General features: G+C 70.4%; 22 protein-coding genes. 8 read left to right on the top strand and 14 right to left on the bottom strand.

What is annotated here, in order from left to right; translation table 11 throughout:
• Positions 1-188: 188 nt before the first annotated feature.
• Complete coding sequence (locus NFC98_RS15645) at positions 189-638, bottom strand: DUF411 domain-containing protein (RefSeq protein ID WP_254275835.1); 450 nt, start codon at positions 636-638, stop codon at positions 189-191.
• Positions 639-741: 103 nt separating this feature from the next.
• On the opposite strand from NFC98_RS15645, the gene NFC98_RS15650 reads away from it, so the two are divergent.
• Positions 742-1,278 carry a DNA-3-methyladenine glycosylase I gene (locus tag NFC98_RS15650; protein WP_254275836.1) on the top strand — a complete coding sequence of 179 codons (537 nt, stop codon included), beginning with the start codon at positions 742-744 and terminating at the stop codon, positions 1,276-1,278.
• 288 nt (positions 1,279-1,566) lie between these two features.
• Positions 1,567-2,634 carry a metal-dependent hydrolase gene (locus tag NFC98_RS15655; protein WP_254275837.1) on the top strand — a complete coding sequence of 356 codons (1,068 nt, stop codon included), beginning with the start codon at positions 1,567-1,569 and terminating at the stop codon, positions 2,632-2,634.
• 85 nt (positions 2,635-2,719) lie between these two features.
• On the opposite strand, the gene NFC98_RS15660 is transcribed toward NFC98_RS15655, so the two are convergent.
• From NFC98_RS15660 to metE, 3 genes are all read right to left on the bottom strand, one after another.
• The gene (locus NFC98_RS15660) at positions 2,720-3,325 is read right to left on the bottom strand and encodes an FMN-dependent NADH-azoreductase (protein WP_254275838.1); all 606 of its coding nucleotides are present in this window, start codon (positions 3,323-3,325) and stop codon (positions 2,720-2,722) included.
• Positions 3,326-3,602: 277 nt separating this feature from the next.
• On the bottom strand, positions 3,603-4,313 hold the full coding sequence (locus tag NFC98_RS15665) for a COG3650 family protein (RefSeq protein WP_254275839.1): 711 nt from the start codon (positions 4,311-4,313) through the stop codon (positions 3,603-3,605).
• 111 nt (positions 4,314-4,424) lie between these two features.
• On the bottom strand, positions 4,425-6,725 hold the full coding sequence (gene metE, locus NFC98_RS15670; RefSeq protein WP_254275840.1) for a 5-methyltetrahydropteroyltriglutamate--homocysteine S-methyltransferase: 2,301 nt from the start codon (positions 6,723-6,725) through the stop codon (positions 4,425-4,427).
• Positions 6,726-6,828: 103 nt separating this feature from the next.
• Between metE and NFC98_RS15675 the strand changes: the two genes are divergently transcribed.
• A complete protein-coding gene (locus NFC98_RS15675) occupies positions 6,829-7,743 on the top strand; it encodes a LysR family transcriptional regulator (protein ID WP_183332054.1) in 915 nt (304 codons plus the stop codon).
• On the opposite strand, the gene NFC98_RS15680 is transcribed toward NFC98_RS15675, so the two are convergent.
• Together NFC98_RS15680 and NFC98_RS15685 are read right to left on the bottom strand one after the other, a co-directional pair.
• Positions 7,730-9,373, bottom strand: coding sequence for an ATP-binding protein (locus NFC98_RS15680; RefSeq protein ID WP_254275841.1), 1,644 nt, complete (start codon positions 9,371-9,373; stop codon positions 7,730-7,732). The genes NFC98_RS15675 and NFC98_RS15680 overlap by 14 nt on opposite strands.
• Positions 9,374-9,376: 3 nt before the next feature.
• On the bottom strand, positions 9,377-10,090 hold the full coding sequence (locus NFC98_RS15685; RefSeq protein ID WP_254275842.1) for a winged helix-turn-helix domain-containing protein: 714 nt from the start codon (positions 10,088-10,090) through the stop codon (positions 9,377-9,379).
• A gap of 343 nt (positions 10,091-10,433) precedes the next feature.
• On the opposite strand from NFC98_RS15685, the gene NFC98_RS15690 reads away from it, so the two are divergent.
• The 4 genes from NFC98_RS15690 to NFC98_RS15705 all read left to right on the top strand — a co-directional run bounded on the left by NFC98_RS15690 (position 10,434) and on the right by NFC98_RS15705 (position 15,726).
• Complete coding sequence (locus tag NFC98_RS15690; RefSeq protein ID WP_254275843.1) at positions 10,434-13,397, top strand: ribonucleoside-diphosphate reductase subunit alpha; 2,964 nt, start codon at positions 10,434-10,436, stop codon at positions 13,395-13,397.
• A gap of 80 nt (positions 13,398-13,477) precedes the next feature.
• Complete coding sequence (locus NFC98_RS15695) at positions 13,478-14,728, top strand: ribonucleotide-diphosphate reductase subunit beta (protein WP_254275844.1); 1,251 nt, start codon at positions 13,478-13,480, stop codon at positions 14,726-14,728.
• Positions 14,729-14,934: 206 nt separating this feature from the next.
• Positions 14,935-15,237, top strand: coding sequence for a hypothetical protein (locus NFC98_RS15700; protein ID WP_254275845.1), 303 nt, complete (start codon positions 14,935-14,937; stop codon positions 15,235-15,237).
• A 273-nt stretch (positions 15,238-15,510) separates the two neighbouring features.
• A complete protein-coding gene (locus tag NFC98_RS15705) occupies positions 15,511-15,726 on the top strand; it encodes a DUF3565 domain-containing protein (protein WP_254275846.1) in 216 nt (71 codons plus the stop codon).
• 62 nt (positions 15,727-15,788) lie between these two features.
• Here NFC98_RS15705 and NFC98_RS15710 read toward each other — a convergent pair whose 3' ends face one another.
• The 7 genes from NFC98_RS15710 to NFC98_RS15740 form a co-directional block, all read right to left on the bottom strand.
• Entirely contained in the window at positions 15,789-15,968 is a 180-nt protein-coding gene (locus tag NFC98_RS15710) for a PLDc N-terminal domain-containing protein (RefSeq protein WP_254275847.1), read from the bottom strand.
• 132 nt (positions 15,969-16,100) lie between these two features.
• Entirely contained in the window at positions 16,101-16,766 is a 666-nt protein-coding gene (locus NFC98_RS15715; RefSeq protein ID WP_254275848.1) for a cupin domain-containing protein, read from the bottom strand.
• A gap of 27 nt (positions 16,767-16,793) precedes the next feature.
• Entirely contained in the window at positions 16,794-19,172 is a 2,379-nt protein-coding gene (locus NFC98_RS15720) for an ATP-dependent DNA helicase (protein WP_254275849.1), read from the bottom strand.
• A complete protein-coding gene (locus NFC98_RS15725) occupies positions 19,169-20,923 on the bottom strand; it encodes a VRR-NUC domain-containing protein (protein WP_254275850.1) in 1,755 nt (584 codons plus the stop codon). Before NFC98_RS15725 ends, NFC98_RS15720 begins: the two co-directional genes overlap by 4 nt.
• Before the next feature lie 31 nt (positions 20,924-20,954).
• A complete protein-coding gene (locus NFC98_RS15730; RefSeq protein WP_254275851.1) occupies positions 20,955-21,992 on the bottom strand; it encodes a nitronate monooxygenase family protein in 1,038 nt (345 codons plus the stop codon).
• On the bottom strand, positions 21,989-23,017 hold the full coding sequence (locus tag NFC98_RS15735; protein ID WP_254275852.1) for a YihY/virulence factor BrkB family protein: 1,029 nt from the start codon (positions 23,015-23,017) through the stop codon (positions 21,989-21,991). Before NFC98_RS15735 ends, NFC98_RS15730 begins: the two co-directional genes overlap by 4 nt.
• A gap of 8 nt (positions 23,018-23,025) precedes the next feature.
• Positions 23,026-23,550, bottom strand: a complete 525-nt coding sequence (locus tag NFC98_RS15740; protein ID WP_183332029.1) for a TIGR02281 family clan AA aspartic protease — start codon at positions 23,548-23,550, stop codon at positions 23,026-23,028.
• A 118-nt stretch (positions 23,551-23,668) separates the two neighbouring features.
• On the opposite strand from NFC98_RS15740, the gene NFC98_RS15745 reads away from it, so the two are divergent.
• Positions 23,669-24,886 (top strand): homoserine O-acetyltransferase, encoded by a 1,218-nt coding sequence (locus NFC98_RS15745; RefSeq protein WP_254275853.1) that lies wholly within the window; start codon positions 23,669-23,671, stop codon positions 24,884-24,886.
• A gap of 21 nt (positions 24,887-24,907) precedes the next feature.
• Here NFC98_RS15745 and NFC98_RS15750 read toward each other — a convergent pair whose 3' ends face one another.
• Positions 24,908-25,654 carry a sulfite exporter TauE/SafE family protein gene (locus tag NFC98_RS15750; RefSeq protein ID WP_254275854.1) on the bottom strand — a complete coding sequence of 249 codons (747 nt, stop codon included), beginning with the start codon at positions 25,652-25,654 and terminating at the stop codon, positions 24,908-24,910.
• Positions 25,655-25,775 lie beyond the last annotated feature (121 nt).

Consider the following 25,775-nt stretch of genomic DNA (forward strand, 5'->3'; position numbering starts at 1 on the left):
GGAATCACGGGGCTATCGCAGATGGCGGTACCGCTCAAGGCTGTTCCGGTGACAGGCCTGCGAGGGGGCGCCATGAACCCCTCCCTGGGGGCTACCTCGACCTTCCCTGGTCCACGGACCCCCTCTTCGACCTGTCCCCGGCGCCTTTCGCTGACGCGCCATCGATAGCTCCAAATAGCCTTGTGGGATCAGTGAGTGTACTCGTTGAAGATCTCCGGCGTGCGATCGTCGCGGTGCCAGCCCAGCACCTGATAGTCGTCGTAGCGGCCGGTCTCCATGCCCGGCGAACCGTGGGGCATGCCCGGCACGGAGAGCCCCGCCACATCCGGGCGCTCCTCCAGCAGGCGATGGATGTCGGCCGCCGGCACATGGCCCTCGATCACGTAGCCATCGACCATGGCGGTATGGCAGGAGGCGAGCTCGGGGGTCAGTCCCTGCTCGATCTTGATGGCGCGCATCTCGCGGGTCTTGTGGCGCTCCACCGTGAATCCCTCGGCCTCCAGGTGGTCGGCCCAGGCGCCGCAGCAACCGCAGTTGGGATCCTGGTACATCTCGACCACGGGCCCCTCGGCCAGGGCGGGGGCCGTCAGCATCGCCAGCAGGGCGCCGGTGGCCAGGGGGAGAGTCATTCGCTTCATCGCAGTCGCTCCGCGGTGATAGGGTAATGGCACGATTGTCGGCGTCGACGGGGTCCTTGCCAAGGGGGCGGGATCACGTCAGCTCGCGACCTGGAGCCCCAGCATGAGCCACTACTGTGACCTGGCCCCGGGCCATCCGTTTCACGGCCCCTACCATGACCACGAATATGGCTTCCCGGTGGCCGACGACGAGGCCCTGTTCGAGCGCCTGGCCCTGGAGATCAACCAGGCGGGGCTCTCCTGGCTCACCGTGCTGAAGAAGCGCACCGCCTTCCGGGCCGCCTTCGAGGGCTTCGCCATCGACCGGGTGGCCGCCTATGGCGAGGCCGAGCGGGCCCGGCTGCTGGCCGACGCCGGCATCATCCGCAACCAACTCAAGGTCGACGCGGTGATCCACAACGCCGGGGTGATCCAGGCCCTGCGCGAAGAGCACGGCAGCCTCGCCGCCTGGCTCGACCACCACCACCCGCTCTCCCATGCGGAGTGGGTCCGGCTCTTCAAGCGCACCTTCCGCTTCACCGGGCCGGAGATCACCGGCGAGTTCCTGATGAGCACCGGCTACCTGCCCGGCGCCCACCGCGACGACTGCCCGGTGCAGGCGCGCATCCTCGCCGCCGGGCCACGCTGGGTAGAGCGATGAGCCACTGAGCGAGGAGCGCCGGGGGCAGGCCGAAGAGGGGGTCCTATGCCAGGGGTGAGGAGGATTCCTCCGAACGGGCTGGCCATGGATGGCCAGCACCGGACCTGCAAGCGGAGCGGGACGCGAGAGCGCAGCAGGGCATCGGTAGCGTACAGGGACGTATTCACAGCGCCCCCTCGCAGGCCTGTCGCCGGATCAGCTCCGTGCCAAGGGCCTCAACGGCAAAAGGGAACCCGCCCCCCGCCCGTGGCATCATAGGCAAGCACTCTCAGCGAGGAACGCCTCCCGATGGATTCGATTACCCAGGCCGCCCTGGGGGCCGCCGTGGGCGGTGCAGTGCTCGGCCGCCGGCTGGGCCGCAAGGCGGTGCTGATCGGTGCCATGCTCGGCACCCTGCCCGACCTGGACGTGGTCATCGACTACGGCGATGCCGTGGCCAACGTCACCGAGCACCGCGGCTTCTCCCACTCGCTGTTCGTGCTGGCGGGGCTGGCCACGGCGCTGACGCTGCTCTCCGCCCGCTTCGCCCCGGCCCGGGATATCTCCCTGGCGCGCTGGGGGGCCTTCTTCGGGCTCTGCCTGCTGACCCACCCGCTGCTCGACGCCCTGACCGCCTACGGCACCCAGCTCCTGTGGCCGCTGGACGTGCCACCCGCGGCCTGGCCCATCGTCTTCATCATCGACCCGCTCTACACCCTGCCGCTGCTGGTGGGCATCGGCGTGGCGCTGGCCACCGGCAACGGGCGGCGCGGACCGGCCTGGGGGCTGGCACTCTCCAGTGCCTACCTGGTGTTCGCCTTCGGCGCCAAGCAGCTGGTGGAGCACCGCCTGGAGCCGGTGCTGGCCGAGCGGGGGCTTGCCGAGGCCCCGCGGCTGGTCCAGCCCACCCCCTTCAACACCCTGCTGTGGCGCGTCACGGTGGTGGATGGCGACGAGCACCACGAGCTGCTGATGGGCCTGCTGGACGGCGACACCCCGCCGCTGGTGGAGTCCTATCGCCGCGGGGCCGAGCTGGAGGAGGCGGCGATGGCGAGCGAGCGAGGCGCGCGGCTGGCGTGGTTCGCCGGCCCCTTCCTGCGCTACGAGACCCTCGAGCTCGACGGCCACGAGACCCTGGTAGCCACCGACCTGCGCCTGGGCTTTCCCGGCTTTCATCCCTTCGCCTTCACCCTGGCCACCCGCGACGGCGATGGCTGGACGCCGGTGGCGACCTCCGAGCAGCTCGAAGCCCCCTCCCGGGGCAACCGCGAAGCGCTCTCGCGCCTGGCCGGGCGTATCCTGGCCCCGGAGCCGGCGCTCTGCACCAGCGACTTCGTCGCCGCCGGCTGGGCATTGGAGACCTCGGACACCTGCTGAGGCGGGCAGGCTCCACACAGGCAGCGGGGCGGCCGGATGGCCGCCCCGCTGCGTCGTGTCGGCTACCGCACGGGTGCCTGCCGCCTTACAGGCGCTCCACCAGGCCGTCGATGGCCTGACGGGCCTCCTTGAGGGCCGCGTCACGCTTGCCCTCGCCCATGGCGAGCCCTTCGGCGAAGACGGTATCCACCTCCGTGATGCCGATCATGCCCAGCATCAGCTTGAGGTGCGGGGTCTGGGTATCCATCTCGGTGCCGGCATACTGGCCACCGCGGGCCGCCAGGATGACCGCCCGCTTGCCCTCCACCAGGCCCTGGGGGCCGTTCTCGGTGTAGCGGAAGGTCACGCCGGCGCGCATCACGCGGTCGAACCAGGCCTTGAGCTGGCTGGGAATGCCGAAGTTGTACATCGGCACCGCCAGCACCACCACGTCATGGTCGCGCAGCTCCTGGATCAGTGAGTCCGAGCGAGCGGCCAGCTCGCGCTGCTCGGGGCTGCGCTCCTCCTCGCTGACCTGCCAGCTGCCCAGCTCGACCAGGGCCAGGTGGGGCAGCTCGTCGGCCGCCAGGTCGCGACGGGTCACCTCGACGCCGCGGCCCTGGGCCTGGGCGGTGAAGTGATCGGCCAGGGCCCTGGACTGGCCGTTCTCGCCGAGGATGGAAGAAGTGATCACAAGGGTACGAGTGGTCATGGCGACCTCCTGAAGGTCAGTCATCGGTACGATGGCCACCATGATAGGTGCATTTTTTGCCATAAAAAGCGCAAAAATCCGCACCCCACGTTCGATAAAAACGAAAGCACGACTAAGCGAGCCTGAAGCCCATTGGCGCGTCGCGAGCGAACACGGGTCGCGTGCGGCCGGAGCGCAGTTTCCGGAGTTGACTGTGTGCTCAATGAGGATACGACCGGGCCGGCGCACCGGCACCGCCCGCGCGCGAGCTGCGGAGCGCAGCAGCGCCCATGGTGCTTCAGGGGGCGATGCCCTGGCCGCAGCCCCGATACTGCTCCCCCTCGACACTCAGGGTCACCCGCGCCGGGAAGGGCTCGCCGCTCATGTCGTCCAGGCAGGCGCCGGCCTCGATGCGCAGCTCGAAGGGGGTGTCGCCGCGGCCGCTGGCCAGGATCACCCGCCCGGCGCCGTTGTCCAGGGTGGTGACCCGATAGGGCAGCGTCTGCTCCCGAGTGCCGTAGTCCAGGGTCAGGGTCGCCTCGGGGCGGTCATTGGCCAGGTGCACCATCCAGCCCGGCTCGTTGCCGCGTGCCTGGAACATCACCCCGGGACGCTGCTGACGGGTCAGCGCCTGGCGCTGCATGTAGGCCTGACACTCGAGCCTTCCCCGGGGCGTCTCCACGATGGCCGCATCCCCCTTGTTCCAGAAGCTGACCTGGCCGCCCTCGTAGCGGGCACCGCTCGCCACCACCGCCGGCTGGAGCCGCCAGGCACCGTGCGCCGACCAGAGTCTCAGCTCACCCTCCGGCCCCTTCGGGTCGGCGGTGACCAGCGACTGGTCGGGCATGCAGCGCCAGGCGGTGAAGCTCTCGGCGTCGCCGGGGAAGAGCACCGAGGGGAGCAGCGGCGCCTGGCCTCCCGGGGTGATCGGCGCCGGCGAGGTGGCGGTGGCACAGCCGCCGAGCAGCAGGGCCAGGCCGAGGGCGGAGGGGGCGAGCAGGCGGGACATGGCATCTCCTTGCGAGGATAGTGATTCCGTGATCCGCCGAGCATAGCAGCCGCCACGGTCGCCGGCCGCTCCCGCTGGCTCAACGCTGCCCTCCCCCGGCCCTCGCCCCCGTCAGCCGTGGCGCCGTCGCAGCCGCTCCGCCGCGGCGACCATGTTGGCCAGGGCCGGCTCCACCTCCTCCCAGCCACGGGTCTTCAGCCCGCAGTCGGGATTGACCCAGAGCCGCTCCACCGGGATGCGCTCGGCGGCCTTCTCCATCAGCGCCACCATCCAGTCGACCTCGGGGATATTGGGCGAGTGGATGTCGTAGACCCCGGGGCCGATCTCGTTGGGATAGGCGAAGTCCTGGAAGGCATCGAGCAGCTCCATGTCGGAGCGCGACGTCTCGATGGTGATGACGTCGGCGTCCAGCGCCGCGATGGCGGCGATGATGTCGTTGAATTCCGAATAGCACATATGGGTATGGATCTGGGTCTCGTCCCGGACCCCGGCCGCCGTGAGCCGGAAGCATGCCACCGCCCAGTCGAGGTAGCCCTGCCACTCCCCCTGACGCAGGGGCAGCCCCTCGCGCAGGGCGGGCTCGTCGATCTGGATGGCGCGGATGCCGGCCGCCTCGAGGTCGAGGACCTCGTCGCGCAGCGCCAGGGCAATCTGCCGGCAGGTGGTCTCCCGGGGCTGGTCGTCGCGCACGAAGGACCACTGCAGCATGGTCACCGGCCCGGTGAGCATGCCCTTCATCGGCCGGTCGGTGAGCGACTGGGCATAGCGGCTCCAGCGCACCGTCATGGGGCCCGGGCGGCTGACGTCACCGACGATCACCGGCGGCTTCACGCAGCGCGTGCCGTAGCTCTGCACCCAGCCGCTGCAGGTGAAGACATAGCCCTCCAGCTGCTCGCCGAAGTACTCCACCATGTCGTTGCGCTCGGGCTCGCCGTGCACCGGCATGTCGAGGCCCAGCGCCTCCTGGCGGGCCACGGCATGGGCGATCTCCTCGCGCATGCGGGCCTCGTAGGCCTCCCGGGAGAGCTCGCCGGCCTTGACGGCGCGACGGGCGGCGCGGATCTCGTCGGTCTGGGGGAAGGAGCCGATGGTGGTGGTGGGGAACAGCGGCAGCCCGAGCGAACGCCGCTGGGCCAGGGCGCGCTGCGGATAGGGGCTCGCGCGCTCATGATCCGCCGGCTCGACGCCTGCCAGACGGTCGGCCACCGCGGAACGGTGGAGTCGCGGCGAGTCGCGGCGGCTCTGCAGGGCCAGGGTGGCGGCCTCCAGGCGCTGGCGGTCGGCCTCGGTGGCGCGGCCGTCGAGCAGGCGCGCCAGGGTGGCCACCTCGTCGAGCTTCTGGCGGGCGAAGGCCAGCCAGCTGGCGAGCTCGGGGTCCAGCCCGGTCTCGCGCTCGAGGTCCACCGGCACGTGCAGCAGCGAGCAGGAGGGGGCGACCCATAGCCGCCTGCCGAGCCGCATGCGCGCCTGGGCGAGCCGCTCCCGGAGCAGCGCCAGGTCGGCCCGCCAGACGTTGCGCCCGTCGATGGCCCCCAGCGAGAGCACCTTGTAGGCGGGCAGCCGATCCAGCACGGCCTCGAGCTGTGCCGGGTCACGCACCAGATCGACATGCAGGCCCGCCACCGGCAGGTTCACGGCGAGGCCGAGGTTGTCGCCCAGGCCGCCGAAGTAGCTGCCCAGCAGCAGCTTCACCGGCGCCCGGCCGAGCACGCTGTAGGCGGCCTCGAAGGCCTGCTGCCAGGCCCGCGGCAGGTCCTGCACCAGGGCCGGCTCGTCGAGCTGCACCCACTCCACGCCCCGCTCGGCCAGGCGGGCAAGGATCTCGCCGTAGACCGGCAGCAGGGCCTCCAGCAGCGACAGGCGGTCGAACGCCTCGCGGCCCTTCTCCTTGCCCAGCCACAGCCAGGTCAGCGGGCCGAGCAGGGTCACCTTGACCGGGTGGCCCGCGGCCAGGGCCTCGTCGACCTGATCGAAGAGGCGCGAGCTGGCCAGCCGGAAGGCCTGACCGGCGTGGAGTTCCGGCACCAGGTAGTGGTAGTTGGTATCGAAGAACTTGGTCATCTCGCAGGCCGCGGCGGGCTCGCCGCGGGGCGCCCGGCCCCGGGCCATGCGGAAGGCGGTGTCCAGGTCCACCTCGCCGGCGGCCAGCTCGGCATCGGCCGCGAAGCGCGCGGGGACGGCCCCCAGCATCACCGAGAGGTCCAGCACCTGGTCGTAGAAGGCGAAGTCGCCCACCGTCACCAGATCGAGCCCCGCCTCGCGCTGGGCCGCCCAGTGGCGGGCACGCAGTTCGCGCCCCACCCGCTCCAGCCCCTCACGGTCGAGCTCGCCCCTCCAGTAGGCCTCGGTCGCCCGCTTCAGCTCGCGATTCGCCCCGATGCGGGGATAGCCGGAAACATGAGCGATAGTCATGATGAAACCCTTTCGACATGAATGATTCGACGAAGTCTGGCTGGCCCCGCGTTGTGAATCAAACTAAACTTCCTAATCTTCAAGATGAAAGTGGCTCACACAGATGCTGGAACTTCGCCATCTCCGCACCCTGGTCGCCCTGCGCGACGCCGGTTCCCTGGTGGAGGCCGCCGAGCGCGTGCACCTGACCCAGTCCGCCCTCTCCCACCAGATCAAGGACCTTGAGGAGCGGCTGGGCAACCCTCTGTTCGTGCGCAAGACCCGGCCGGTGGAGTTCACCCGCGCCGGCCAGCGCCTGCTGACCCTGGCCGAGCAGGTGCTGCCGCTGGTGCGCATGGCGGAGCGCGACCTGGCCAGGCTGGCCGGCAACGAGCAGGGGCGGCTGCACATGGCCATCGAGTGCCACAGCTGCTTCCAGTGGCTGATGCCGACCATCGACCACTTCCGCGACCACTGGCCGGAGGTGGAGATCGATATCCCCGGCGGCCACCACTTCGACCCGCTACCGGCCCTGGCCCGCGAACAGCTCGACCTGGTGATCACCGCCGACCCCCAGCCGCTGCCGGGCATCCACTACGAGCCGCTGTTCCGCTACGAGGGGCTGCTGGCCGTGGCGCGCCAGCACCGCCTGGCAGGCCAGGCGTTCGTCACCCCGGAGGAGCTGGCCGACGAGACACTGATCACCTATCCGGTGGAGCACTCGCGGCTGGATGTCTTCACCCAGTTCCTCGAGCCGGCCGGAGTGCGCCCCAGGGAGATACGCACCGCCGAGCTGACCATCATGATGATGCAGCTGGTGGCCAGCGGACGGGGAGTCTGTGCGCTGCCCAACTGGGCGCTCACCGAATACCTGGAGCGTGACTACGTCAAGGCAGTGGCGCTGGGCGAGAAGGGGGTGTGGAGCACGCTGTTCGCGGCGATCCGCGAGGAGACCCGACAGGCGCCGTGGATGGAGGACTTCCTGCGCACCGCCCGGGAGACCTCCTTCGCGGTGCTGGAGGGGGTCAGGCCGGCGTAGGGCCCGGCCCCTCCCCGGGGCCCTGGCCGAGGCGCTGGGGCAGCAGCAGGGTGAAGCGCGCCCCGCCGAGCTCGGGGCTCTCGTCCACCGCCACGCTGCCGCCGTGCCAGGCCATGACCTTCTGGACGATGGAGAGCCCCAGGCCGTAGCCCCCCGAGCTGCGGGTGCGGCTGTCGTCGAGCCGGGCGAAGGGCTTGAAGATCGCCAGCCGCTCGCCGGCCGGCACCCCGGGGCCGTCGTCCTCCACGTCGATGCGCACCAGCCGCGGCTCGGCATGCAGGCGGATAATGACCCGGGAACGGGCGTGGCGGCAGGCATTGGCCACCAGGTTCTGGAGGGCACGCTGCAGGTAACGAGGCTCGGCCATGGCCTCGACCTCGGGCCCCTCGGCCAGGGCGATGGCCAGGTGGCCATGCAGCGGACTCAGCGCCTCGATCACCCGTTCCGCCATGGCGCGGCCATCCACCAGGCTGGCCTCCATCTCGCGGCCGTTGACCGCATCGCTGCCCAGGCGGGCGTAGGTGAGGATCTCGTCGATCAGGCCATCGAGCTCCTCGATGTCGCCGTCGATACCCTGCAGCTGGCGACGGATCGCCGGGTCGTCGGTCATGTCCTCGACCATCTGCACGGCGAAGCGGATGCGCGCCACCGGCGTGCGCAGCTCATGGGAGACCGCACGGATCATGTCCTGCTGGGCGCGCAGCAGCGACTGCACCTGGGTCGCCATGCCGTTGAAGGCCATGCCCAGCCGGCCCAGGAAGTCCCCGCTCTCGACCTTGACCCGGGTGTCCAGACGCCCCGCCGCGATGCGCGTGGCCGCCAGCTCCAGGCGGGCCATGCGCGCCTCCACGCCGCGCACGATCAGGTAGATGGTCGCCCCCAGCACGGCGAGCAGGATCACCACCAGCAGCAGCTGCAGCGAGCCGGGCATCGGCTCGAAGGCCTCCACCGGGCCAATGGCCAGCCAGGTGGCCGACCCCGCCTCCTGGGGCAGTGCCAGATACATCGCCATGGACCAGCGGCCCGGCAGCAGGCGGATCACCACCTCGCCGTCGGCCAGCCGGTTGAGCTGATAGGCATCCAGCCCCGAGGGCGCCGCATCGCTCAGGCTCACCGGAATGCTGCCGCGGGACACCCGCTCGAGGCGGGCATGGCGCTCGTCGACGGGCACCTCGGCGAGCCACTCGCCGAGCAGCTCGGTGAGCCCGCGCAGCTGGTGCTCGCTGAGGCTCGCCAGGTCCACCTGCAGCAGGCGTTCGCCGCCGGCCAGCAGGTACTGCAGCCGCCAGCCCTGCTCGCCGCGCGAGTGCACCAGCACGCGGTCGCGCTCCAGGCGGGCGCGGGCGAAGTAGTTGAGGGAGACGGCCTCGACGGGCAGCACCGTAGGGGTCATGTCCAGCCGCCGGGCCTGGGAGGCCAGCCAGTCGCCGTGGGCCTCGGGCGGCAGGGTCGCGAGCCGCTCGGCAAGCAGGCGCATGGGCGCCTCGGCGAGCTGCTCGCGATGGTGCTCGCGGCGCACCTGGTCGACCATGGCCAGCCCCAGCAGGGCCAGGCCGAAGGTCAGCAGCAGCGCCAGCGCCAGCAGCACATAGACACGCAGGAAGGTGCTGTCGGCCAGGGCCCGCCGCATGGATCAGCTCTCCCTGACGAAGAGATAGCCCTTGCTGCGTACCGTCTTGATGCGGTGCGGCTGGTTGGGGTCATCGCCGATCTTGGGACGAATGCGTGAGACCCGCACGTCGATGGAGCGGTCCTGGCCGTCGTAGCGGATGCCGCGCAGCTGGGAGAAGATCTCCTCCCGGGTCAGCACCCGGCCGGCGTTGCTGGCCAGCAGCCACAGCAGGTCGAACTCGGCGCTGGTCAGGTCGATGCGCCCCCCTTCCAGCCACGCCTCGCGGGTCGCGCTGTCGATCTCGAGGTTACCGAAGACGAGGCGCGTCTCGCCGGTCGCCTCGCTGCTCTCGGCGCGACGCAGCAGGGCGCGCATGCGTGCCAGCAGCACCCGCGGCTGCACCGGCTTCGGCACGTAGTCATCGGCGCCCATCTCCAGCCCCAGCACCTGGTCCATGTCGTCGGTCCGGGCGGTGAGCATCAGGATCGGGCCCGGGTAGTCGCTGCGCACCCGCCGGCAGATCGACAGGCCATCCTCGCCCGGCAACATCAGGTCGAGGATCACCAGATCCGGCTGCAGCGCCAGGATACGCTCGACGCCGCGGGCGCCATCGGCCTCCAGGGTGACGCGAAAGCCGTTGGCTTCCAGGTAGTCACGGGTCAGGTCGGCCAGTCGCTCGTCATCCTCGATGATCAGCACATGATCCTGTTCCCGGGGTTCCAAGGTGTCGTCCATCCTCTGTTCCATCCTGGCTGGCAGGTGATCGGGGAGGCGGTGGCTCCCGCGCGGGAGTCTTACCGCCAATGGCTAAAGGATACCCGAAATCCCGGGATGCGCCTGCCTGTTGCCGATCGGCGACATCACGCCGCCTGCCGGGCCCGCCGTACGGTGCCGGAAAGACCCCAGGAAGGCCACAGCCCATCCACAGGTTATCCACTTGATGGAGCCGAAAAAGCACACTATCTTGTGTCCGACGCGGCCACGGGCACCATATGCTGTGCCCTAGCCAACGAAGCCATTGCTGTCAACCGCCACCGTCATCACCCGCTTCGCTCACCAGACAGGGACCCCCGGCGCCATGGATACCACCGCTACTCCGGACGAGTCGTCCGTTTCCGTCACCGCACCCCGCACCCTTCGCGTCATCAAGCGCACCGGCGACGTGGTGCCCTTCGACGCCGGCAAGATCGCCGTGGCCATGCGCAAGGCCTTCATCGCCGTGGAGGGTGACAACGCCTCCGCCTCCTCCCGGGTCCGCGACTTCGTGCGCGACGCCAGCGAGGCCATCGCCCAGGCCTTCCTGCGCCGCATGCCCGACGGCGGCACCCTGCACATCGAGGACATCCAGGATCAGGTGGAGCTGGCCCTGATGCGTGCGGGCGAGCAGAAGGTGGCCCGCGCCTACGTGCTCTATCGCGAGGAGCACGCCCGGGCGCGCGCCGCCGCCGGGGGCGACATCGCCAGGCCCCACCCCACCCTCAGCGTGACCCTGGCCGACGGCACCACCCGCCCGCTGGACCTTGGGCGGGTCGAGACCCTGGTGCATGACGCCTGCGAGGGACTCGCCAGCGTCGAGCCCGGGCGGATCGTCGAGGAGTCGCTCAAGAATCTCTACGACGGCGTCACCGTCGACGGCGTCTCCCAGGCGCTGATGATGACCGCCCGCACCCTGGTGGAGAAGGACCCCGACTACACCTACGTCACCGCCCGCCTGCTGCAGGACAACCTGCGCCGCGAGGCGCTGGCCTTCCTGGGGATCGCCGATGAGGCGACCTACCAGGAGATGGCCGAGCTCTACAAGCCCGCCTTCCAGGCCTACATCGCACGCGGCATCGAGTTCGAGCAGCTCGACCCGCGGCTGGCCGAGTTCGACCTGGAGCGCCTGGGCGAGGCCCTCGACCATACCCGCGACAACGCCTTCACCTACCTGGGCCTGCAGACGCTCTATGACCGCTACTTCATCCACCGCGATGACGTGCGCTACGAGCTGCCCCAGGTGATGTTCATGCGCGTGGCCATGGGCCTGGCGCTCAACGAGGACGATCGCGAGGCGCGGGCCATCGAGTTCTACGAGCTGCTCTCCAGCTTCGACTACATGGCCTCCACCCCGACCCTGTTCAATGCGGGCACGGTACGCAGCCAGCTCTCCTCGTGTTATCTCACCACCGTGCCCGACGAGCTCGACGGCATCTACAGCGCCATCCGCGACAACGCGCTGCTCTCCAAGTGGGCCGGCGGCCTCGGCAACGACTGGACGCCGGTGCGCGCCCTGGGCTCCTGGATCAAGGGGACCAACGGCAAGAGCCAGGGCGTGGTGCCCTTCCTCAAGGTGGTCAATGACACCGCGGTCGCGGTAAACCAGGGCGGCAAGCGCAAGGGGGCCGTCTGCGCCTACCTGGAGACCTGGCACCTGGACATCGAGGAGTTCCTGGAGCTGCGCAAGAACACCGGTGACGACCGCCGCCGCACCCACGACATGAACACCGCCAACTGGGTGCCGGACCTGTTCATGAAGCGGGTCTTCGACGACAAGGAGTGGACGCTCTTCTCGCCGTCCACCTGCCCGGACCTCCACGACCTCTACGGGGCCGCCTTCGAGGCGCGCTACGAGGAGTACGAGGCGATGACCCGTTCGGGCCAGCTCAAGCTGTTCAAGCGCGTCCGCGCCAAGGACCTGTGGCGGCGGATGCTCTCGATGCTGTTCGAGACCGGCCACCCCTGGATCACCTTCAAGGACCCGTGCAACCTGAGAAGCCCCCAGCAGCATGCCGGCGTGGTGCACTCCTCCAACCTGTGCACCGAGATCACCCTGAACACCTCCGCCGACGAGATCGCGGTGTGCAACCTGGGCTCGGTGAACCTGGCCCAGCACGTGGTGGACGGCGAGCTCGACGGGGAGAAGCTGAAGCGGACCGTGCGCACCGCCGTGCGTATGCTCGACAACGTCATCGACATCAACTACTACGCGGTGCCCCAGGCGTCGCGCTCCAACTTCCGGCACCGCCCGGTGGGGCTCGGCATCATGGGCTTCCAGGACGCCCTCTACGCCCAGGACATCGCCTACGCCAGTGACGGAGCCGTGGCGTTCGCCGACCGCTCCATGGAACTGGTGAGCTACCACGCCATCGAGGCCTCCAGCGACCTCGCCACCGAGCGTGGCCGCTACGAGAGCTTCGAGGGGTCGCTGTGGAGCCAGGGCATCCTGCCCATCGACTCCATCGGCAAGCTCAAGCAGGAGCGCGGCGAGAAGTACATCGAGCTCGACGAGAGCACCACCCAGGACTGGGGCCGCCTGCGCGACAAGATCGCCGAGCAGGGGATGCGCAACTCCAACGTGATGGCCATCGCCCCGACCGCGACCATCTCCAACATCTGCGGCGTGACCCAGTCCATCGAGCCCACCTACCAGAACCTCTACGTGAAATCGAACCTCTCCGGCGAGTTCACCGTGGTCAACGCCTGGCTGGTGCACGACCTGAAGGCCCGCGGCCTGTGGGACGAGGTGATGATCAACGACCTCAAGTACTACGACGGCTCGGTGCAGCCCATCGAGCGCGTGCCTGCCGACCTCAAGGCCAAGTACGCCACCGCCTTCGAGGTGGAGCCGAAGTGGCTGGTGGAGGCCGCCGCGCGCCGCCAGAAGTGGATCGACCAGGCCCAGTCGCTGAACCTCTACATCAAGGGCGTCTCCGGCAAGAAGCTCGACGTGACCTACCGCATGGCCTGGTTCCGCGGCCTAAAGACCACCTACTACCTGCGTGCCCTGGGCGCCACCTCGGTGGAGAAGTCCACCGTCGAGCGCGGCAACCTCAACGCGGTGAGCAACCAGGCCCCCTCCGCGGCACCGGCACCATCCGCGACACCGGCACCATCCGCGACACCGGCGAGCGAGGCCTCAGCGGGAGGGGCAAGAGAGCCCTCAGCGGGGGGTGCAAGAGAGCCCCGCGGCGTCGAGGACTTCCTGGCCGGCAAGGCGGGCAGCGGCTCCCGCGCCCCGAGTGCCGCCGATATCGACGACCTGGGCTGCGAAGCCTGCCAATAAGCGCCAGGCAAGAGGGAGGGCGCCAGCCTCCCTCTCCGCCAACACCGAATGTAGCCGGAACCTGACCGGGAGAGAGACAGATGCTGAACTGGGACGAATTCCACGAGGACGACAGCGCCGTTGCCGAACCGCCGCAGGCCCAAGCGGCACCGACCCCGGCGGCCGAGCCGCAGCCGGCGGCCCCGCAGCGCGAGACCGTTGCCGAGAGCCGCGGCAGCTATCAGATAGCCGAGGGCGACCGCCTGGCCAGGGCCCGCAAGTCTCTGGAGGAGCTCGACGTGGCCGCCGGCCTCGAGGAGCTGGAGATGGGCGCGGCCCGCATCCAGGTCGACGACAAGCAGATGATCAATGCCCGCGCCGACCTCAACCAGCTGGTGCCCTTCAAGTACGAGTGGGCCTGGCAGAAGTACCTGGACGGCAGCGCCAATCACTGGATGCCCCAGGAAGTGAACATGAACGCCGACATCGCCCTGTGGAAGAGCCAGGACGGCCTGACCGCGGACGAGCGGCGCATCGTCGAACGCAGCCTCGGCTACTTCTCCACCGCGGATTCGCTGGTGGCCAACAACCTGGTGCTGGCCCTCTATCGGCTGATCACCAACCCCGAGTGCCGCCAGTACCTGCTGCGCCAGGCCTTCGAGGAGGCGATCCACACCCACGCCTACCAGTACTGCGTGGAGTCGCTGAGCATGGACGAGGGCGCGGTCTTCAACATGTACCGCGAGGTGCCCTCGGTGGCCGCCAAGTCCGCCTGGAGCCTCAAGCACACCCAGTCCCTGGCGCGCCCGGACTTCCAGACCGGCACCCCGGAGACCGACCAGGAGCTGCTGCGCAACCTGGTGGCCTTCTACTGCGTCACCGAGGGCATCTTCTTCTACTGCGGCTTCAGCCAGATCCTCTCCATGGGGCGGCGCAACAAGATGACCGGCGTGGCCGAGCAGTTCCAGTACATCCTGCGCGACGAGTCCATGCACCTGAACTTCGGCGTGGACATGATCAACCAGATCAAGATCGAGAACCCGCACCTCTGGACCCCCGAGTTCCAGGACGAGGTGACCCAGATGATCCTCGAGGGTACCGAGCTCGAGATCGCCTACGCCCGGGACACCATGCCCCGCGGCGTGCTGGGCATGAACGCGGCGATCATGGAGGAGTACCTGCACTTCATCTGCAACCGCCGCCTGGCGCAGATCGGCCTCAAGGAGCAGTTCCCCGGCGCGCAGAACCCCTTCCCGTGGATGAGCGAGATCATCGACCTGCGCAAGGAGAAGAACTTCTTCGAGACCCGCGTCACCGAGTACCAGGTGGGCGGTGCGCTGAGCTGGGACTGATCCCGAAGACGCAAGGCCGGGGCACTCCGCCCCGGCAAGGATGGAGGGAGGCCTCGTCATGATGGAGATGCCCATCGCGACCCGTGAGAGCGGCGCGTCCGCGTCCACCGGCCTGCCACCACCCCAGATGATGACGCCCTGTCCGGCCCTGCCGGGCGGGGCGTTTTTCATGGCCGGCAACAGGTAAAACAACGGAGGACAATCCGATGCAGGCAACCCAAGCCGTGGCACGTGGTGACTCCCGGGCGTGGCAGTCCGCCCTGGACCGGGCGCTGAGCGCCCACGACAGCGAAGACGCGCTGGCCCACTATCTCCATGTGGCCTTCGCCTTCCCCTCTCCGGCGCCCAACCCCTACACGAGGGACCATCCGCTGCTCAACTACCGGGAGCTCAAGGAGTGGGCCAGTTCCCGTGGCTGGCGGGTGCGCCCCGCCCCCGAGTGCGCGCCCGATGGCGAGAAGTACAGCCCGCCGGTGCGCTTCTCGCGCCTGGCGAGCCGCTACCACTGAGGCTCGGGCGTCTCCCCCCCGCTCCCGGGCAGGAGGGAGCGGGCACACCTATCCCGGAGGGAGTATTGCCAGGGTCCGGCGGGTCGGCACAGACTGAAGACTCCCCGCAACCGACGGCGGAGCCTTCATCGAGGAGGGAGCACCATCCATGGAGAAGAGCATCATCACCCGGGTCTATGTGCCGACCCATGTCCGCCGGCTGCCCAACGGTGAGCGCGTGAGAGTGCCGGGGCACTACAAGGCGCCACCGAGCCGGAAATAGTCGGCGCCCCCTTGAAGCAGCCCATCGTCGGCTACCACCTCGACGAGGAGGGTCACTGGGTGGCCGAGCTGGCCTGCGGCCACTGCCAGCACCTGCGCCACCAGCCGCCCTGGACCGAGCGCCCCTGGGTGCTCAGCGCGGCCAGGCGGCGTTCACGGCTCGGCCTGCTTCTCGGCTGCGTCAAGTGCGACCGGGGCGAGCCCCGGGACCTTCCCGACCCCGAATAGCATCGGGCCGCCCGAAGGCGGCCCGATGCGTAGCTGGCCCGGGTAGCCGGGCGCTCCGGGCGCTATCCCTTGGGCCCCAGCAACAGCCAGACGATCAGCCCCAGCAGCGGGAAGAACAGCAGCACCAGGATCCACAGCAGCTTGGCCAGGCCACCGGCCGAACTCTTGGCCACCTTGACGATGGCCCAGATCACGATGATCAGCCAGATCAGGCCCAGCAGGCCTCCTACCTCGATTCCCATTCGACCTCTCCTTGTCCATTACCCGACGGCGCGATGCCGTTTCTCGACATACCGCCTATAGAGGTAGCACAGCGACGGCGAAACGGACAATCGCGACCGGTAGCGATTTGTCAGCGGCGGTAACCAGACCCGTCAGTCGGGCAGCAGGTGGCCCACCTTCACGTAGATCAGCGCCCCCTCCTCGCCCGTGAAGGGCGCGTGCTGGCTGCGGTGGGGGCTGCGCAGCCAGCTGCCGGCGGGATAGGCCCCGTGCTCGTCGTGGAAGACGCCCTCCAGCACCAGGATCTCCTCGCCGCCCCAGTGGGCGTGGGGCTGGAAGCGGGTGTTGGGCGCCCAGTGCACCAGCGCCACGTGCTCGCCCTCGAAGTCATGCAGGGGCAGCACCTCGAGCCCCTCCACCAGCCCCGGCTGCCACTCGGCCGAACGGGTATCGATCACCTTCTGCTCGGTATCCTGGGACGAGAACTGGTGCAGCTTGACGAAGAGGGTGGCGCCCTGCTCCCCCACCCGGGGGGCATGGGCGGTGCCGATGGGGTTGCGCAGGTAGCTGCCCGCCGGGTAGCGGCCGTGCTCGTCGGCAAACTCCCCCTCCAGCACCAGGATCTCCTCGCCGCCGCCATGCTCATGGGGCGGGAAGGTGCTGTTGGGCGCATAGCGCACCAGGGAGGTGGCCCGTGCCACCTCCTCGCCGATGCGGTCGAGCATCATCCGCTCGACCCCCGCCATGGGCGAGTCGACCCAGCGGTAGTCCTCGGGGGTGACCACCACCCGCTGGTGGAAGTCGGCATTGAGTCGCATGGCACTCTCTCCTGTCTGGGGCCCGCGTCAGGGCCGTGTCGTGTGGGTCGGACCGCCGGCGACGCCTGGCGTTCCCGGCAGCTGCCACCAGTCCGGCAGCCGGGTGCGGACCTCGTGCCGGGCGAAGCGGTCATCCATCAGCACCACGGTACCGCGATCCTCTGGGCCGCGGATCACCCGACCGGCGGCCTGCACCACCTTGATCAGCCCCGGCACCCGGTAGGCGTAGTCGTCGCCGCGGCCGAAGCGCGCCTGGAGCCGCGCCTTCAAGGCCTCGTTGAAGTCATCGAAGGGCGGCAGCCCCAGCGTGGCGATGAAGGCGCCGATCAGCCGCTCCCCCGGCAGGTCGACCCCCTCGGCGAAGGCGCCCCCCAGCACCGCGAAGCCGATACCCTGCCCCTGCGGCGTGAAACGGGCCAGGAAGGCGTCGCGCTCTGCCTCGCTCATCCCGCGGCTCTGGGTCCAGGTGGGAATCGTCGGGTGCGCCTCGGCGAAGGCCGCCCGCGCCTGCTCCAGATAGGCGAAGCTGCTGAAGAAGGCCAGGTAGTTGCCGGGGCAGCGGCGGTACTGGCCGGCCAGCTCGGCGACGATGGGCGCCACCGAGGCCTCGCGATCCCGCAGCCGGGTAGAGATATCGGCGCGGATGCGCACCTCGAGCTGCCCGGCGGCGAAGGGCGAGGCCACCGACTGCCAGACCGTTTCCACCGGCAGCCCCAGCAGGTCGCGATGGTAGGCGGGTGGGGCCAGGGTCGCCGAGAAGAGCACCGCGGCGTGGGCCGCCGCGAAGCGCGGGGCGAGGAAATCCGCCGGCACCAGGTTGCGCAGCCCCAACACCGCCCGACCGCGTCCGTAGCGGGCCAGGTCGCACAGCGAGTGGTCGCCGAAGGCCTCCGCCAGGCGGGTGAAGGCCAGCGCCTCGAAGAGCAGCTCCTGAAGCTCGGGGCTGGCCCCCTCGGGGTGCTCGCCCAGGTAGTCGGTGATGGCGCTGGCCGCCCCCTGCAGGGCGCCCACCATGGCCTCGGGCACGCCCTCTAGCACCCGATAGGCCGGCCGCCCCGTCTCGCCGGCCTCGGCGAGCCCCGCCTCCTTCACCACGCCCTGCCACTGGCGGGCCAGCCGCGCCAGCGGCCGGGAGAGCGCCGGCGGCGCGCTGCGGCGCAGCCGGGCGAGCCGGCGCTGGTCGAGCTCGGCGCTGTACATGCCTCGGGCCCGCTCCACCAGGTTGTGGGCCTCGTCCACCAGCAGGCCCACCCGCCAGCGATTGGCCACCGCCAGGCCGTGGAGCAGCGCGTTGGCGTCGAACCAGTGGTTGACGTCGCCGACCACCAGGTCGCACCAGCGCGCCAGCTCCTGGCCCAGGTAGTAGGGGCAGACGCTGTGCTTGCGGGCCACCTCACGCAGCGCCTCGCGGTCCAGCCAGCCGCGCTCCACGGCCGCCTGGCGCGCCGCCGGCAGGCGGTCGTAGAAGCCCGCCGCCAGCGGGCAGGCCTCGCCGTGGCAGGCCCGGCCAGGGTACTCGCAGGCCTTCTCCCGGGCGGTCAGCTCCAGCACCCGCAGCGGCAGTCTCTCGGGAGCTTCCGCCGAGGGACCACCGTCCTGCTCGCCCTCCGTGCCAAGCGCAGGCTTGGCCCCCAGCTGGCGCAGCGCATCCAGCGCCAGGGCCCGCCCCGGGGTCTTCATGGTGAGGAACATCACCCGGTCGAGGCCGTGGCGGGGCATCGCCGCCAGCTGGGGAAAGAGGGTGCCCAGGGTCTTGCCGATGCCGGTGGGGGCCTGGGCCAGCAGGCAGCGGCCGGTGGCCGCGGCCTTGTAGGCCCCCTCGGCCAGTGCCCGCTGGCCGGTGCGGAAGTCGGCATGGGGGAAGGCGAGCCCCGTCAGGGCGGCATCCCGTCGCGCGCGATGCGCCGCCTCCTGCTCGGCCCAGGCGCGATAGCGCCGGCACAGCGAGGCGAGGAAGGCGGCCAGCTCGGCGGCCTCGAAGCGCTGCTCGAGGCGGGTCTCCCGGCCGCTGGCCACCTCCAGATAGACCAGCGCCAGGGTGATCTCGGCCAGGCCCCGCTCGGCGCAGAGCAGGGCGCCGTAGGCCCTGGCCTGGGCCCAGTGCAGGGCACGCTGGTTGTCGGCCATGCGCTCGAGGCTGCCGCGGTGGGTCTTCACCTCCTCCAGGCAGTTGGCGGCCGGGTCATAGCCGTCGGCGCGACCGCCGACGGTGAGCCCCTCGACCACGTGGGAGAGCGCCACCTCGCGCTCGTAGCCCTCGCCGCGGCGGCGGGCCACCTCGGCATGGCCGGCGATGCCCTCCTCGGCGCTGGGTGCGGGGGTGAAGCGGTGGTCCAGATCTCCCTCACGGGCGGTGAAGTCGCACAGGGTGCGCACCGCCACCCGATGGCGTCGCACCTCGCTCATGCGAGCTGCACCCAGCGCACGTGGCAGACCGCCGCGGGAATGCCCTGCTCATGGAAGAAGGCGAGCCAGCGGCGCTGGTTGTCTTGCAGGCGGTCGCCGGGGCCCTTCACCTCGATCAGCCGGTAGCGCGGCTCTCCCTCTGCCGCCTGCGGGAAGAACTGGATCAGGTCCGGCAGGCCGGCACGGTTGGCCTTCAGGTCGCCCAGCAGCCGCGCGAAGCAGGCGCGCAGGTGCTCGGCGGGCAGGCACGAAAGCGAAAGCGAAAGCAGCGCCTCGTCGAGCGCCCCCCAGTGCACGAAGGGGTTGGCGAGCCCCTGCTTCTCCCGCCATGTCGAAAGGATCGCCCGCTCGTGGCGGCCGTCGTCGAGGCGCGCCAGGCAGGCGTCGAAGCGCTCGCGCCGGCGGGCCACGAAGTCCTCCCGGTAGAGGTCCGCCGGCCCGCTGTGGAAGGGGTGGAAGAAGGCGCCGGGCAGGGGCGCGAAGAGCGCCTCCCAGCAGAGCAGGCCGAAGAGCCCGGTGAGCAGGGTATTCTCCACATAGGCCACCGGCGCGTCGTCGTGCTGCAGGTACGCGCCCACCGCCCGCTCGACGCCGAGGGAAAACGACTGGGAGGCCGGCAGGCAGAGCTCGAGGCGCTCGGGGGCGGGCGCCGCCTCACGGGTCTGCGCCGCCAGCCCCAGCCGGCGCCGCAGGCGGGGAAGCAGCCGCGAGAGGGCCTGGGCCTCCGCCTCCCCCGGCGCCCCGCCGGCCAGGGCCTCGACCCGGGCTTCCGACAGGGCATGGGCCTCGGCGTGCTCTCCCCGGCGCTCCAGCAGGCGCAGGTATCGGATACGCGCCTCTACGCTGCCGGCGTCCACCGGCCAGCCCGCCTGGTGGTAGAGCCCAAGCGCCAGCTCGCCCTCCCCGGCCCGCTCGGCCTGTCGGCCCAGGGCCAGGTCCAGGCGCCGGCGCCTTGCCGCGAGCCAGGCGTTGTCCGCCGGTACGGCTGGCCGCTCGGCGGCCAGCGTTGCCACCGGCTCATCGGCGTCGAGCCGTTCGCGCAGCCGGTGCAGGGCCAGGTAGGCGTCCACCTCCGCGCGGCGCTGGAAGGCCCGGGAGTCGGCGCTGAAGGCCACCCGCTCGAAGCGCTGCACCCCGAGCTCGGCAAGCACGAAGTCGGACCAGTCCTGGCGCAGGTTGCCGAAGAACATCAGCCGAAGGCGGTCGCAGGTGGCCATCACCGTCAGGCGCACCACTCGATCCGGGGCCGCCGGCCACCACGCGGCCAGCGGACGCGCCGCGAGGCCCCGAGGCGCCAGGACATCGAGCAGGGCGGCCTTGCCCAGCGAGGCCGGCAGCCCTGCGGCGCGAATCTCATCGGCCAGGGCCAGGCGCAGCTCGGGCAGGCGCAACTGGGCGAAGAGGGTCACCAGGGAGAGGGCGGGGTCGTCCTCGACCAGGCCGGCCGCCACCAGCGGCGCCAGGGCCGCCTCGCCGCCGCCACTCTGGCCACTGATCTCGGCGTCGATCTCGGTGTTGATCTCCGGATAGACGAGTTTCGAGGTGCGAAAGTGCTCGCCACGGCGCATCACCATGCGCACCAGCAGCGCCCGGGAGGCCCGGGGCAGGGCGGCAAAGTCGACCAGGAACGCCTGCTCCTCGTCGCCGAGCAGGTCGCCATGGCGCTCGGCGACCCAGTCCAGCACGAACTGGAAGTTCACCAGGTAGTAGAAGGGATCCGCGAGGGAGGCGGCGGGAGAGATACTGGTCATCTATCCATGATATCAGCCTCGACGGGCTGGCTCACAGCCCCTCCGCCAGCGCGGCCACCACCTCGGCGGCGGACACCTCGCGGCAGCGGCTGGCGTTCTGCCCCGCCCACAGCGGGGAGAAGTCGCCGCTGCCCTGGGCCTCGGCGGCGGCGCGCAGCGGGGCGATGGCGGCGGTGGCCAGAGGGAAGGCCGGAGCGATGTCGCTCATCGGCCCCAGTTCGCGCATCAGCCGGGTGACGATACCCCGGGCCGGGCGCCCGCTGTAGAGGTTGGTCAGCGCCGTGTGGCGGGCCGCCTGGCTCATCAGCGCCCGCCGGTGAATCGCCGAGACACCCGACTCGGGGCAGCAGAGGAAGGCCGTGCCCACCTGCACCGCCTCGGCGCCCAGTGCCAGCGCCGCCGCCACGCCGCGGGCATCGGCGATGCCGCCGGCGGCGATCAGCGGCAGGTCGACGGCCTCGCGCACCTGGGGCAGCAGCGCGAAGGTGCCCACCTGGGTGGTGGACTCCTCGGTCAGGAACATGCCCCGGTGGCCGCCCGCCTCCAGCCCCTGGACGATGATGGCATCGGCGCCGTGGGCCGCGAGCCACTCGGCCTCCTGCACCGTGGTGGCCGAGGCGAGCACCGTGGCGCCCCACGCCTTGACCCGCTCGAGCAGCGCGGCCTCGGGCAGCCCGAAGTGGAAGCTCACCACCTCGGGGCGGAAGGGCGCGAGGGCATCGCAGGCCTCGTGATCGAAGGGGCGCCGCCCGGGGCCCTCGGGCACGGCACCGATGTCGAGGTCGAACTCGGCATAATAGGGGGCCAGCGCTTCATGCCAGCGCGCCTGGGCGACGGGGTCCGGCGCAGGCGGTGCATGGCAGAAGAAGTTGACGTTGATGGGGGCGGCGGTGGCGGCGCGGATGGCGGTGAGTTCCTCGGCCATGGCCGACGGCGGCAGCATGGCGCAGGGCAGCGCGCCCAGCCCGCCGGCCCTGGCCACGGCAATGGCCAGCTCGCTGCCCTGGGCGCCGGCCATGGGGGCCTGGAGGATCGGCCAGGTTACGCCGAGGGTGTGGGTCAGGCTCATCGGGGCTCTCCCGGATCTTGTGGAGCGTCTTGTGGAACGTCGGGTGGGTCGTCGGGCTCCCCGTCGCGGCGCCAGGGCCGGCGGGGGCCCAGGGTGTCGGCCACGAAGGCGCCGCGCTCGCCGAGGGGACGAGGCTCGCCGACGGTGGTGTCGCGGCGGGTCTGTCGCTCCATTTCACCGTTGATCTCGGCCCCCAGCAAGACGACGAAGGCCGATAGCCAGAACCACAGCATCAGCACCAACACGGCTCCCAGCGACCCGTAGAGCTGGCTCAGGGTGGCCATCCGCCCCATGTAGAGCGAGAGGCCGGCGGAGCCCAGGAGCCACAGCAGGGTGGCGGTGACGGTACCGACGCTGACCCACTCCCAGCGCGGCGAGCTGCGGTAGGGGGCGAAGCGGTAGAGCACCGCGATCACCGCCATCATCACCAGCAGCAGCGCCGACCAGCGCACCAGGCCGACCAGCATGGCCGGGATACCCGTCAGTCCGAGCTGGCCGCTGGCCAGGGGGAAGAGGGCCACGACGACGATGGTGACCAGGGTCAGGGCGATCAGCCCCAGGGTCAGGGCGGCCACCACCAGCAGGCGGCCCAGCGGACCGCGCCGCTCATCCTCGCCGTAGACCAGGTTGAGGGCGATGATCAGCCCACGCACCCCCTTGGAGGCCGCGAACAGGGCGATTGCCAGGCTGCCCAGGGCGGTGAGGCTGAGGCCGGTGGGAGTGTTGTCGCCGATCTCGCGGGCCTGCTCCTCGATCAGTCCCGCTGCCTCGGCCGGCACATGGCGGGCCAGCTCGGCGATCTGGCGGGCCATGTCCTGGGGGTCGAGCACCAGGGCCCAGAGGGAGATGACCGCCGCGATGGCGGGAAACACCGAGAGCAGGGCATAGAAGGCGATGCCGGCGGACAGCAGCCCGATGCGGTCGTCGGCCAGCTGCACCTTGACGCGCCAGAGGATGTCGAGCCAGCCGCGGCCGGGAATCTGGTGGGGGTGTGCGGCGTGGCGTCCGCGGCGCGGTGGAGCCATGGGGTGCCTCAGTTCGCTCGGGCGGGGTGCAGGACCATGCGGGCGTCACGGATCTCGATGTCGAAGCGGTTGAGGAAGCTCATGCCGAGCAGCGCCACGTCGCCCTCCATGCCGGGGCTGATGGAGCCGCGCACCTCCCGCGCCGCGAAGCCGCCGAGGCTCACCTCGTCGAGGGTAGTGAGGTCGCCTCGCACCCGGCCGTTGGCGGTGTTGAACCAGGCGCTGCCGGTCGACTCCAGCCCCAGCCGGTCGGCCAGTTCCGCGGAAACGGCCACATAGGTGGCCCCGGTGTCGAGGAGGAACTCCACCGGCTCGCCGTTGATGCGCCCGGTGGCCAGGAAGTGCCCGGCCCGGTTGCGTTCCAGCACCACCGAGCTCTCGCCCTCCACGGCATTGACCAGGTGGGCATTGGGGTTGCGCTGCTCCTCCAGGTAGCCGTGGAACCACCAGGTCCCGGCGCCGATGAACAGCATCCAGAACAGCAGCATCATGCCGAGCCCGGTGCGACGGACCGCCCTGTTGTCATCGCTCATGGCACGCCTCCCGCGCCGTTGGTGGTCTTCGACACTCATGCGTTGACACCCGACACCCCCCTGTCTGTACTGAATGCCGTCCAGCCGGACACAGGCTCAATCACAAGGATAACGCCCCATGCAGGACAGCACTCAGCTTTCGACCCCCGAGCGCCTCCATCATTCCCTTGCCGCCGGCCTCTGCCTGGGCGCCGCGCTGCTGATGGCCGGCGCCGCCCAGGCCTGGGACGGCCTGGTGGAGAAGCAGGTCTTCGAGATGGACGCGTACACCACCCGCGGCGGCGAGACCATCGCTCCCCTGGCGGTGGGCTGGGAGGCCTACGGCACCCTCAACGAGGCCCGCGACAACGCCATCCTGATCACCCATTTCTTCTCCGGCACCAGCCACGCCGCCGGCCGCTACGAGGAGGACGGCCCCGCCGGCTACTGGGACAGCATCATCGGGCCCGGCAAGCCACTGGATACCGACGAGTACTACATCATCGCCTCGGACACCCTGGTCAACCTCAACGCCCATGCCCCCAACGTGACCACCACCGGGCCGGCCTCGCTCCACCCGGAGACCGGCGAGCCCTGGGGGCTGGACTTCCCGGTGGTGACCATCGGCGACTTCGTCGATGTCCAGAAGGCGCTGCTGGAGAGTCAGGGCATCGAGCGGTTGCACGCCGTGATGGGCGCCTCGATGGGGGCGCTGCAGGCCTACGAGTGGGCCAGCACCTACCCCGATCGGGTAGAGCGGCTGATCCCGGTGATCGGCGCCGGCGAGGCCGACCCCTGGCTGCTGGCCACCCTGGCCGCCTGGGCCGCGCCGATCCGCGTGGACGCCAACTGGAACGGCGGAGACTACTACGATGGCGAGCCGCCGCTGGACGGCCTGCGCGAGGCGCTCAAGCTGGTTACCCTCAACGCCAACCACTGGCAGTGGGCCAACGAGACCTTCGATCGCAGCTGGGCCGACGAGGAGGCCGACCCCGCCCGGGATCTCGACGCCCGCTACGCCATCGAGCAGACCCTGGACGACATCGCCGCGGCCCGTGCCGAGCAGGCCGATGCCAACCACCTGCTCTACCTGGTGCGCGCCAACCAGATCTTCATGGCGGGCCACGGCGAGAGCCTGGAGGAGGGCCTGGCCGCTATCGAGGCACCGACGCTGATGCTCTACAGCGAGGATGACCTGGTCTTCGCCCCCCAGAGCGTGAAGCGGACCGCCGAGCTGATCGGCGCCGACGGCACCCCGGTGGAGCTGATCCCGCTGGAGGGCACCCGCGGCCACCTGGATGGCGTGGTGGCCATCGACCAGGCCGGCGATCGCCTGCGCGCCTTCCTGGCGGAGTGAGCGGCCTGATGCCCTGGCGGCTCAGCCCGCCAGGGCCCGCACCAGCAGGTACCCCCCCATGGCCAGCAGGCCGCTGAGGAAGGCACGCCGGAAGGTCGACTCCGAAAGCCGTCCGCGCAGCCACTGGCCCAGCCGCATGCCCACGAGGGCAGGCAGCACGGCCCCCAGGGAGAGCAGGCCCAGTTCCACGCTGAGCAGCCGCTGGCCTCCCAGGGCGGAGCCCAGCGCCAGGGTGGTAACCACGAAGAGCACGCCCATGGCCTGGATCAGCATCTCCCTGGGCAAGCCGAGAGACTGCAGGTAGGGCACGCCGGGAAAGACCGAGGAGCCGGTCATGCCGGTCAGCAGGCCGGTCAGGGCCCCGTTGATCGGCGCGGCATGGCGGCCACGGCCGACCAGCCTGTCCAGGCCCAGGTGGCATAGCCCCGCGAGCGCATAGAAGGCGATCAGCGCTCCCAGCAACCCGGAGAGCCAGCGCACCTCGACCCGGGCGAGGATGCCCACGCCCAGCCACACCGTCACCACCGATGCCAGCAGGAAAGGCCAGAGGCGCCGCACGATCCGCTGCAGGTAGCCTCCCACCAGCGCCTGCCAGACATTGGTGATCAGGGTGGGCGCCAGCAGCAGCGCCATGGCCGGCTGCAGCCCCAGGGTGGCGGTCAGCAGCGCCAGCGACACCGTGGGCATGCCCATGCCGATGACGCCCTTGACGCCACCGGCCACCAGGAAGGTGGCGGCAATGAGCAACAGCTCCAGGGTAGTCGGCATCCTGTCGGGCTCCCCGGGGCAGTCGCGGCGCCAGCCAGCGATGCGCCTGGCGCGCACGGGGAAAGCTGCCGCTGGACGGAGCGATCAGCCGCTGCCCCTCTCGGTGTGAATCGACACAGTT

The sequence above is a fragment of the Halomonas sp. 3H genome (assembly GCF_024206005.1).
In the GTDB taxonomy this organism is placed as follows: domain Bacteria; phylum Pseudomonadota; class Gammaproteobacteria; order Pseudomonadales; family Halomonadaceae; genus Halomonas; species Halomonas campaniensis.

Coding starts and splice junctions, on each gene's coding strand:
- NFC98_RS15645 (WP_254275835.1), bottom strand. CDS start 638: ATGAAGCGAATGACTCTCCCCCTGGCCACCGGCGCCCTGCTGGCGATG.
- NFC98_RS15650 (WP_254275836.1), top strand. CDS start 742: ATGAGCCACTACTGTGACCTGGCCCCGGGCCATCCGTTTCACGGCCCC.
- NFC98_RS15655 (WP_254275837.1), top strand. CDS start 1,567: ATGGATTCGATTACCCAGGCCGCCCTGGGGGCCGCCGTGGGCGGTGCA.
- NFC98_RS15660 (WP_254275838.1), bottom strand. CDS start 3,325: ATGACCACTCGTACCCTTGTGATCACTTCTTCCATCCTCGGCGAGAAC.
- NFC98_RS15665 (WP_254275839.1), bottom strand. CDS start 4,313: ATGTCCCGCCTGCTCGCCCCCTCCGCCCTCGGCCTGGCCCTGCTGCTC.
- metE (WP_254275840.1), bottom strand. CDS start 6,725: ATGACTATCGCTCATGTTTCCGGCTATCCCCGCATCGGGGCGAATCGC.
- NFC98_RS15675 (WP_183332054.1), top strand. CDS start 6,829: ATGCTGGAACTTCGCCATCTCCGCACCCTGGTCGCCCTGCGCGACGCC.
- NFC98_RS15680 (WP_254275841.1), bottom strand. CDS start 9,373: ATGCGGCGGGCCCTGGCCGACAGCACCTTCCTGCGTGTCTATGTGCTG.
- NFC98_RS15685 (WP_254275842.1), bottom strand. CDS start 10,090: ATGGACGACACCTTGGAACCCCGGGAACAGGATCATGTGCTGATCATC.
- NFC98_RS15690 (WP_254275843.1), top strand. CDS start 10,434: ATGGATACCACCGCTACTCCGGACGAGTCGTCCGTTTCCGTCACCGCA.
- NFC98_RS15695 (WP_254275844.1), top strand. CDS start 13,478: ATGCTGAACTGGGACGAATTCCACGAGGACGACAGCGCCGTTGCCGAA.
- NFC98_RS15700 (WP_254275845.1), top strand. CDS start 14,935: ATGCAGGCAACCCAAGCCGTGGCACGTGGTGACTCCCGGGCGTGGCAG.
- NFC98_RS15710 (WP_254275847.1), bottom strand. CDS start 15,968: ATGGGAATCGAGGTAGGAGGCCTGCTGGGCCTGATCTGGCTGATCATC.
- NFC98_RS15715 (WP_254275848.1), bottom strand. CDS start 16,766: ATGCGACTCAATGCCGACTTCCACCAGCGGGTGGTGGTCACCCCCGAG.
- NFC98_RS15720 (WP_254275849.1), bottom strand. CDS start 19,172: ATGAGCGAGGTGCGACGCCATCGGGTGGCGGTGCGCACCCTGTGCGAC.
- NFC98_RS15725 (WP_254275850.1), bottom strand. CDS start 20,923: ATGACCAGTATCTCTCCCGCCGCCTCCCTCGCGGATCCCTTCTACTAC.
- NFC98_RS15730 (WP_254275851.1), bottom strand. CDS start 21,992: ATGAGCCTGACCCACACCCTCGGCGTAACCTGGCCGATCCTCCAGGCC.
- NFC98_RS15735 (WP_254275852.1), bottom strand. CDS start 23,017: ATGGCTCCACCGCGCCGCGGACGCCACGCCGCACACCCCCACCAGATT.
- NFC98_RS15740 (WP_183332029.1), bottom strand. CDS start 23,550: ATGAGCGATGACAACAGGGCGGTCCGTCGCACCGGGCTCGGCATGATG.
- NFC98_RS15745 (WP_254275853.1), top strand. CDS start 23,669: ATGCAGGACAGCACTCAGCTTTCGACCCCCGAGCGCCTCCATCATTCC.
- NFC98_RS15750 (WP_254275854.1), bottom strand. CDS start 25,654: ATGCCGACTACCCTGGAGCTGTTGCTCATTGCCGCCACCTTCCTGGTG.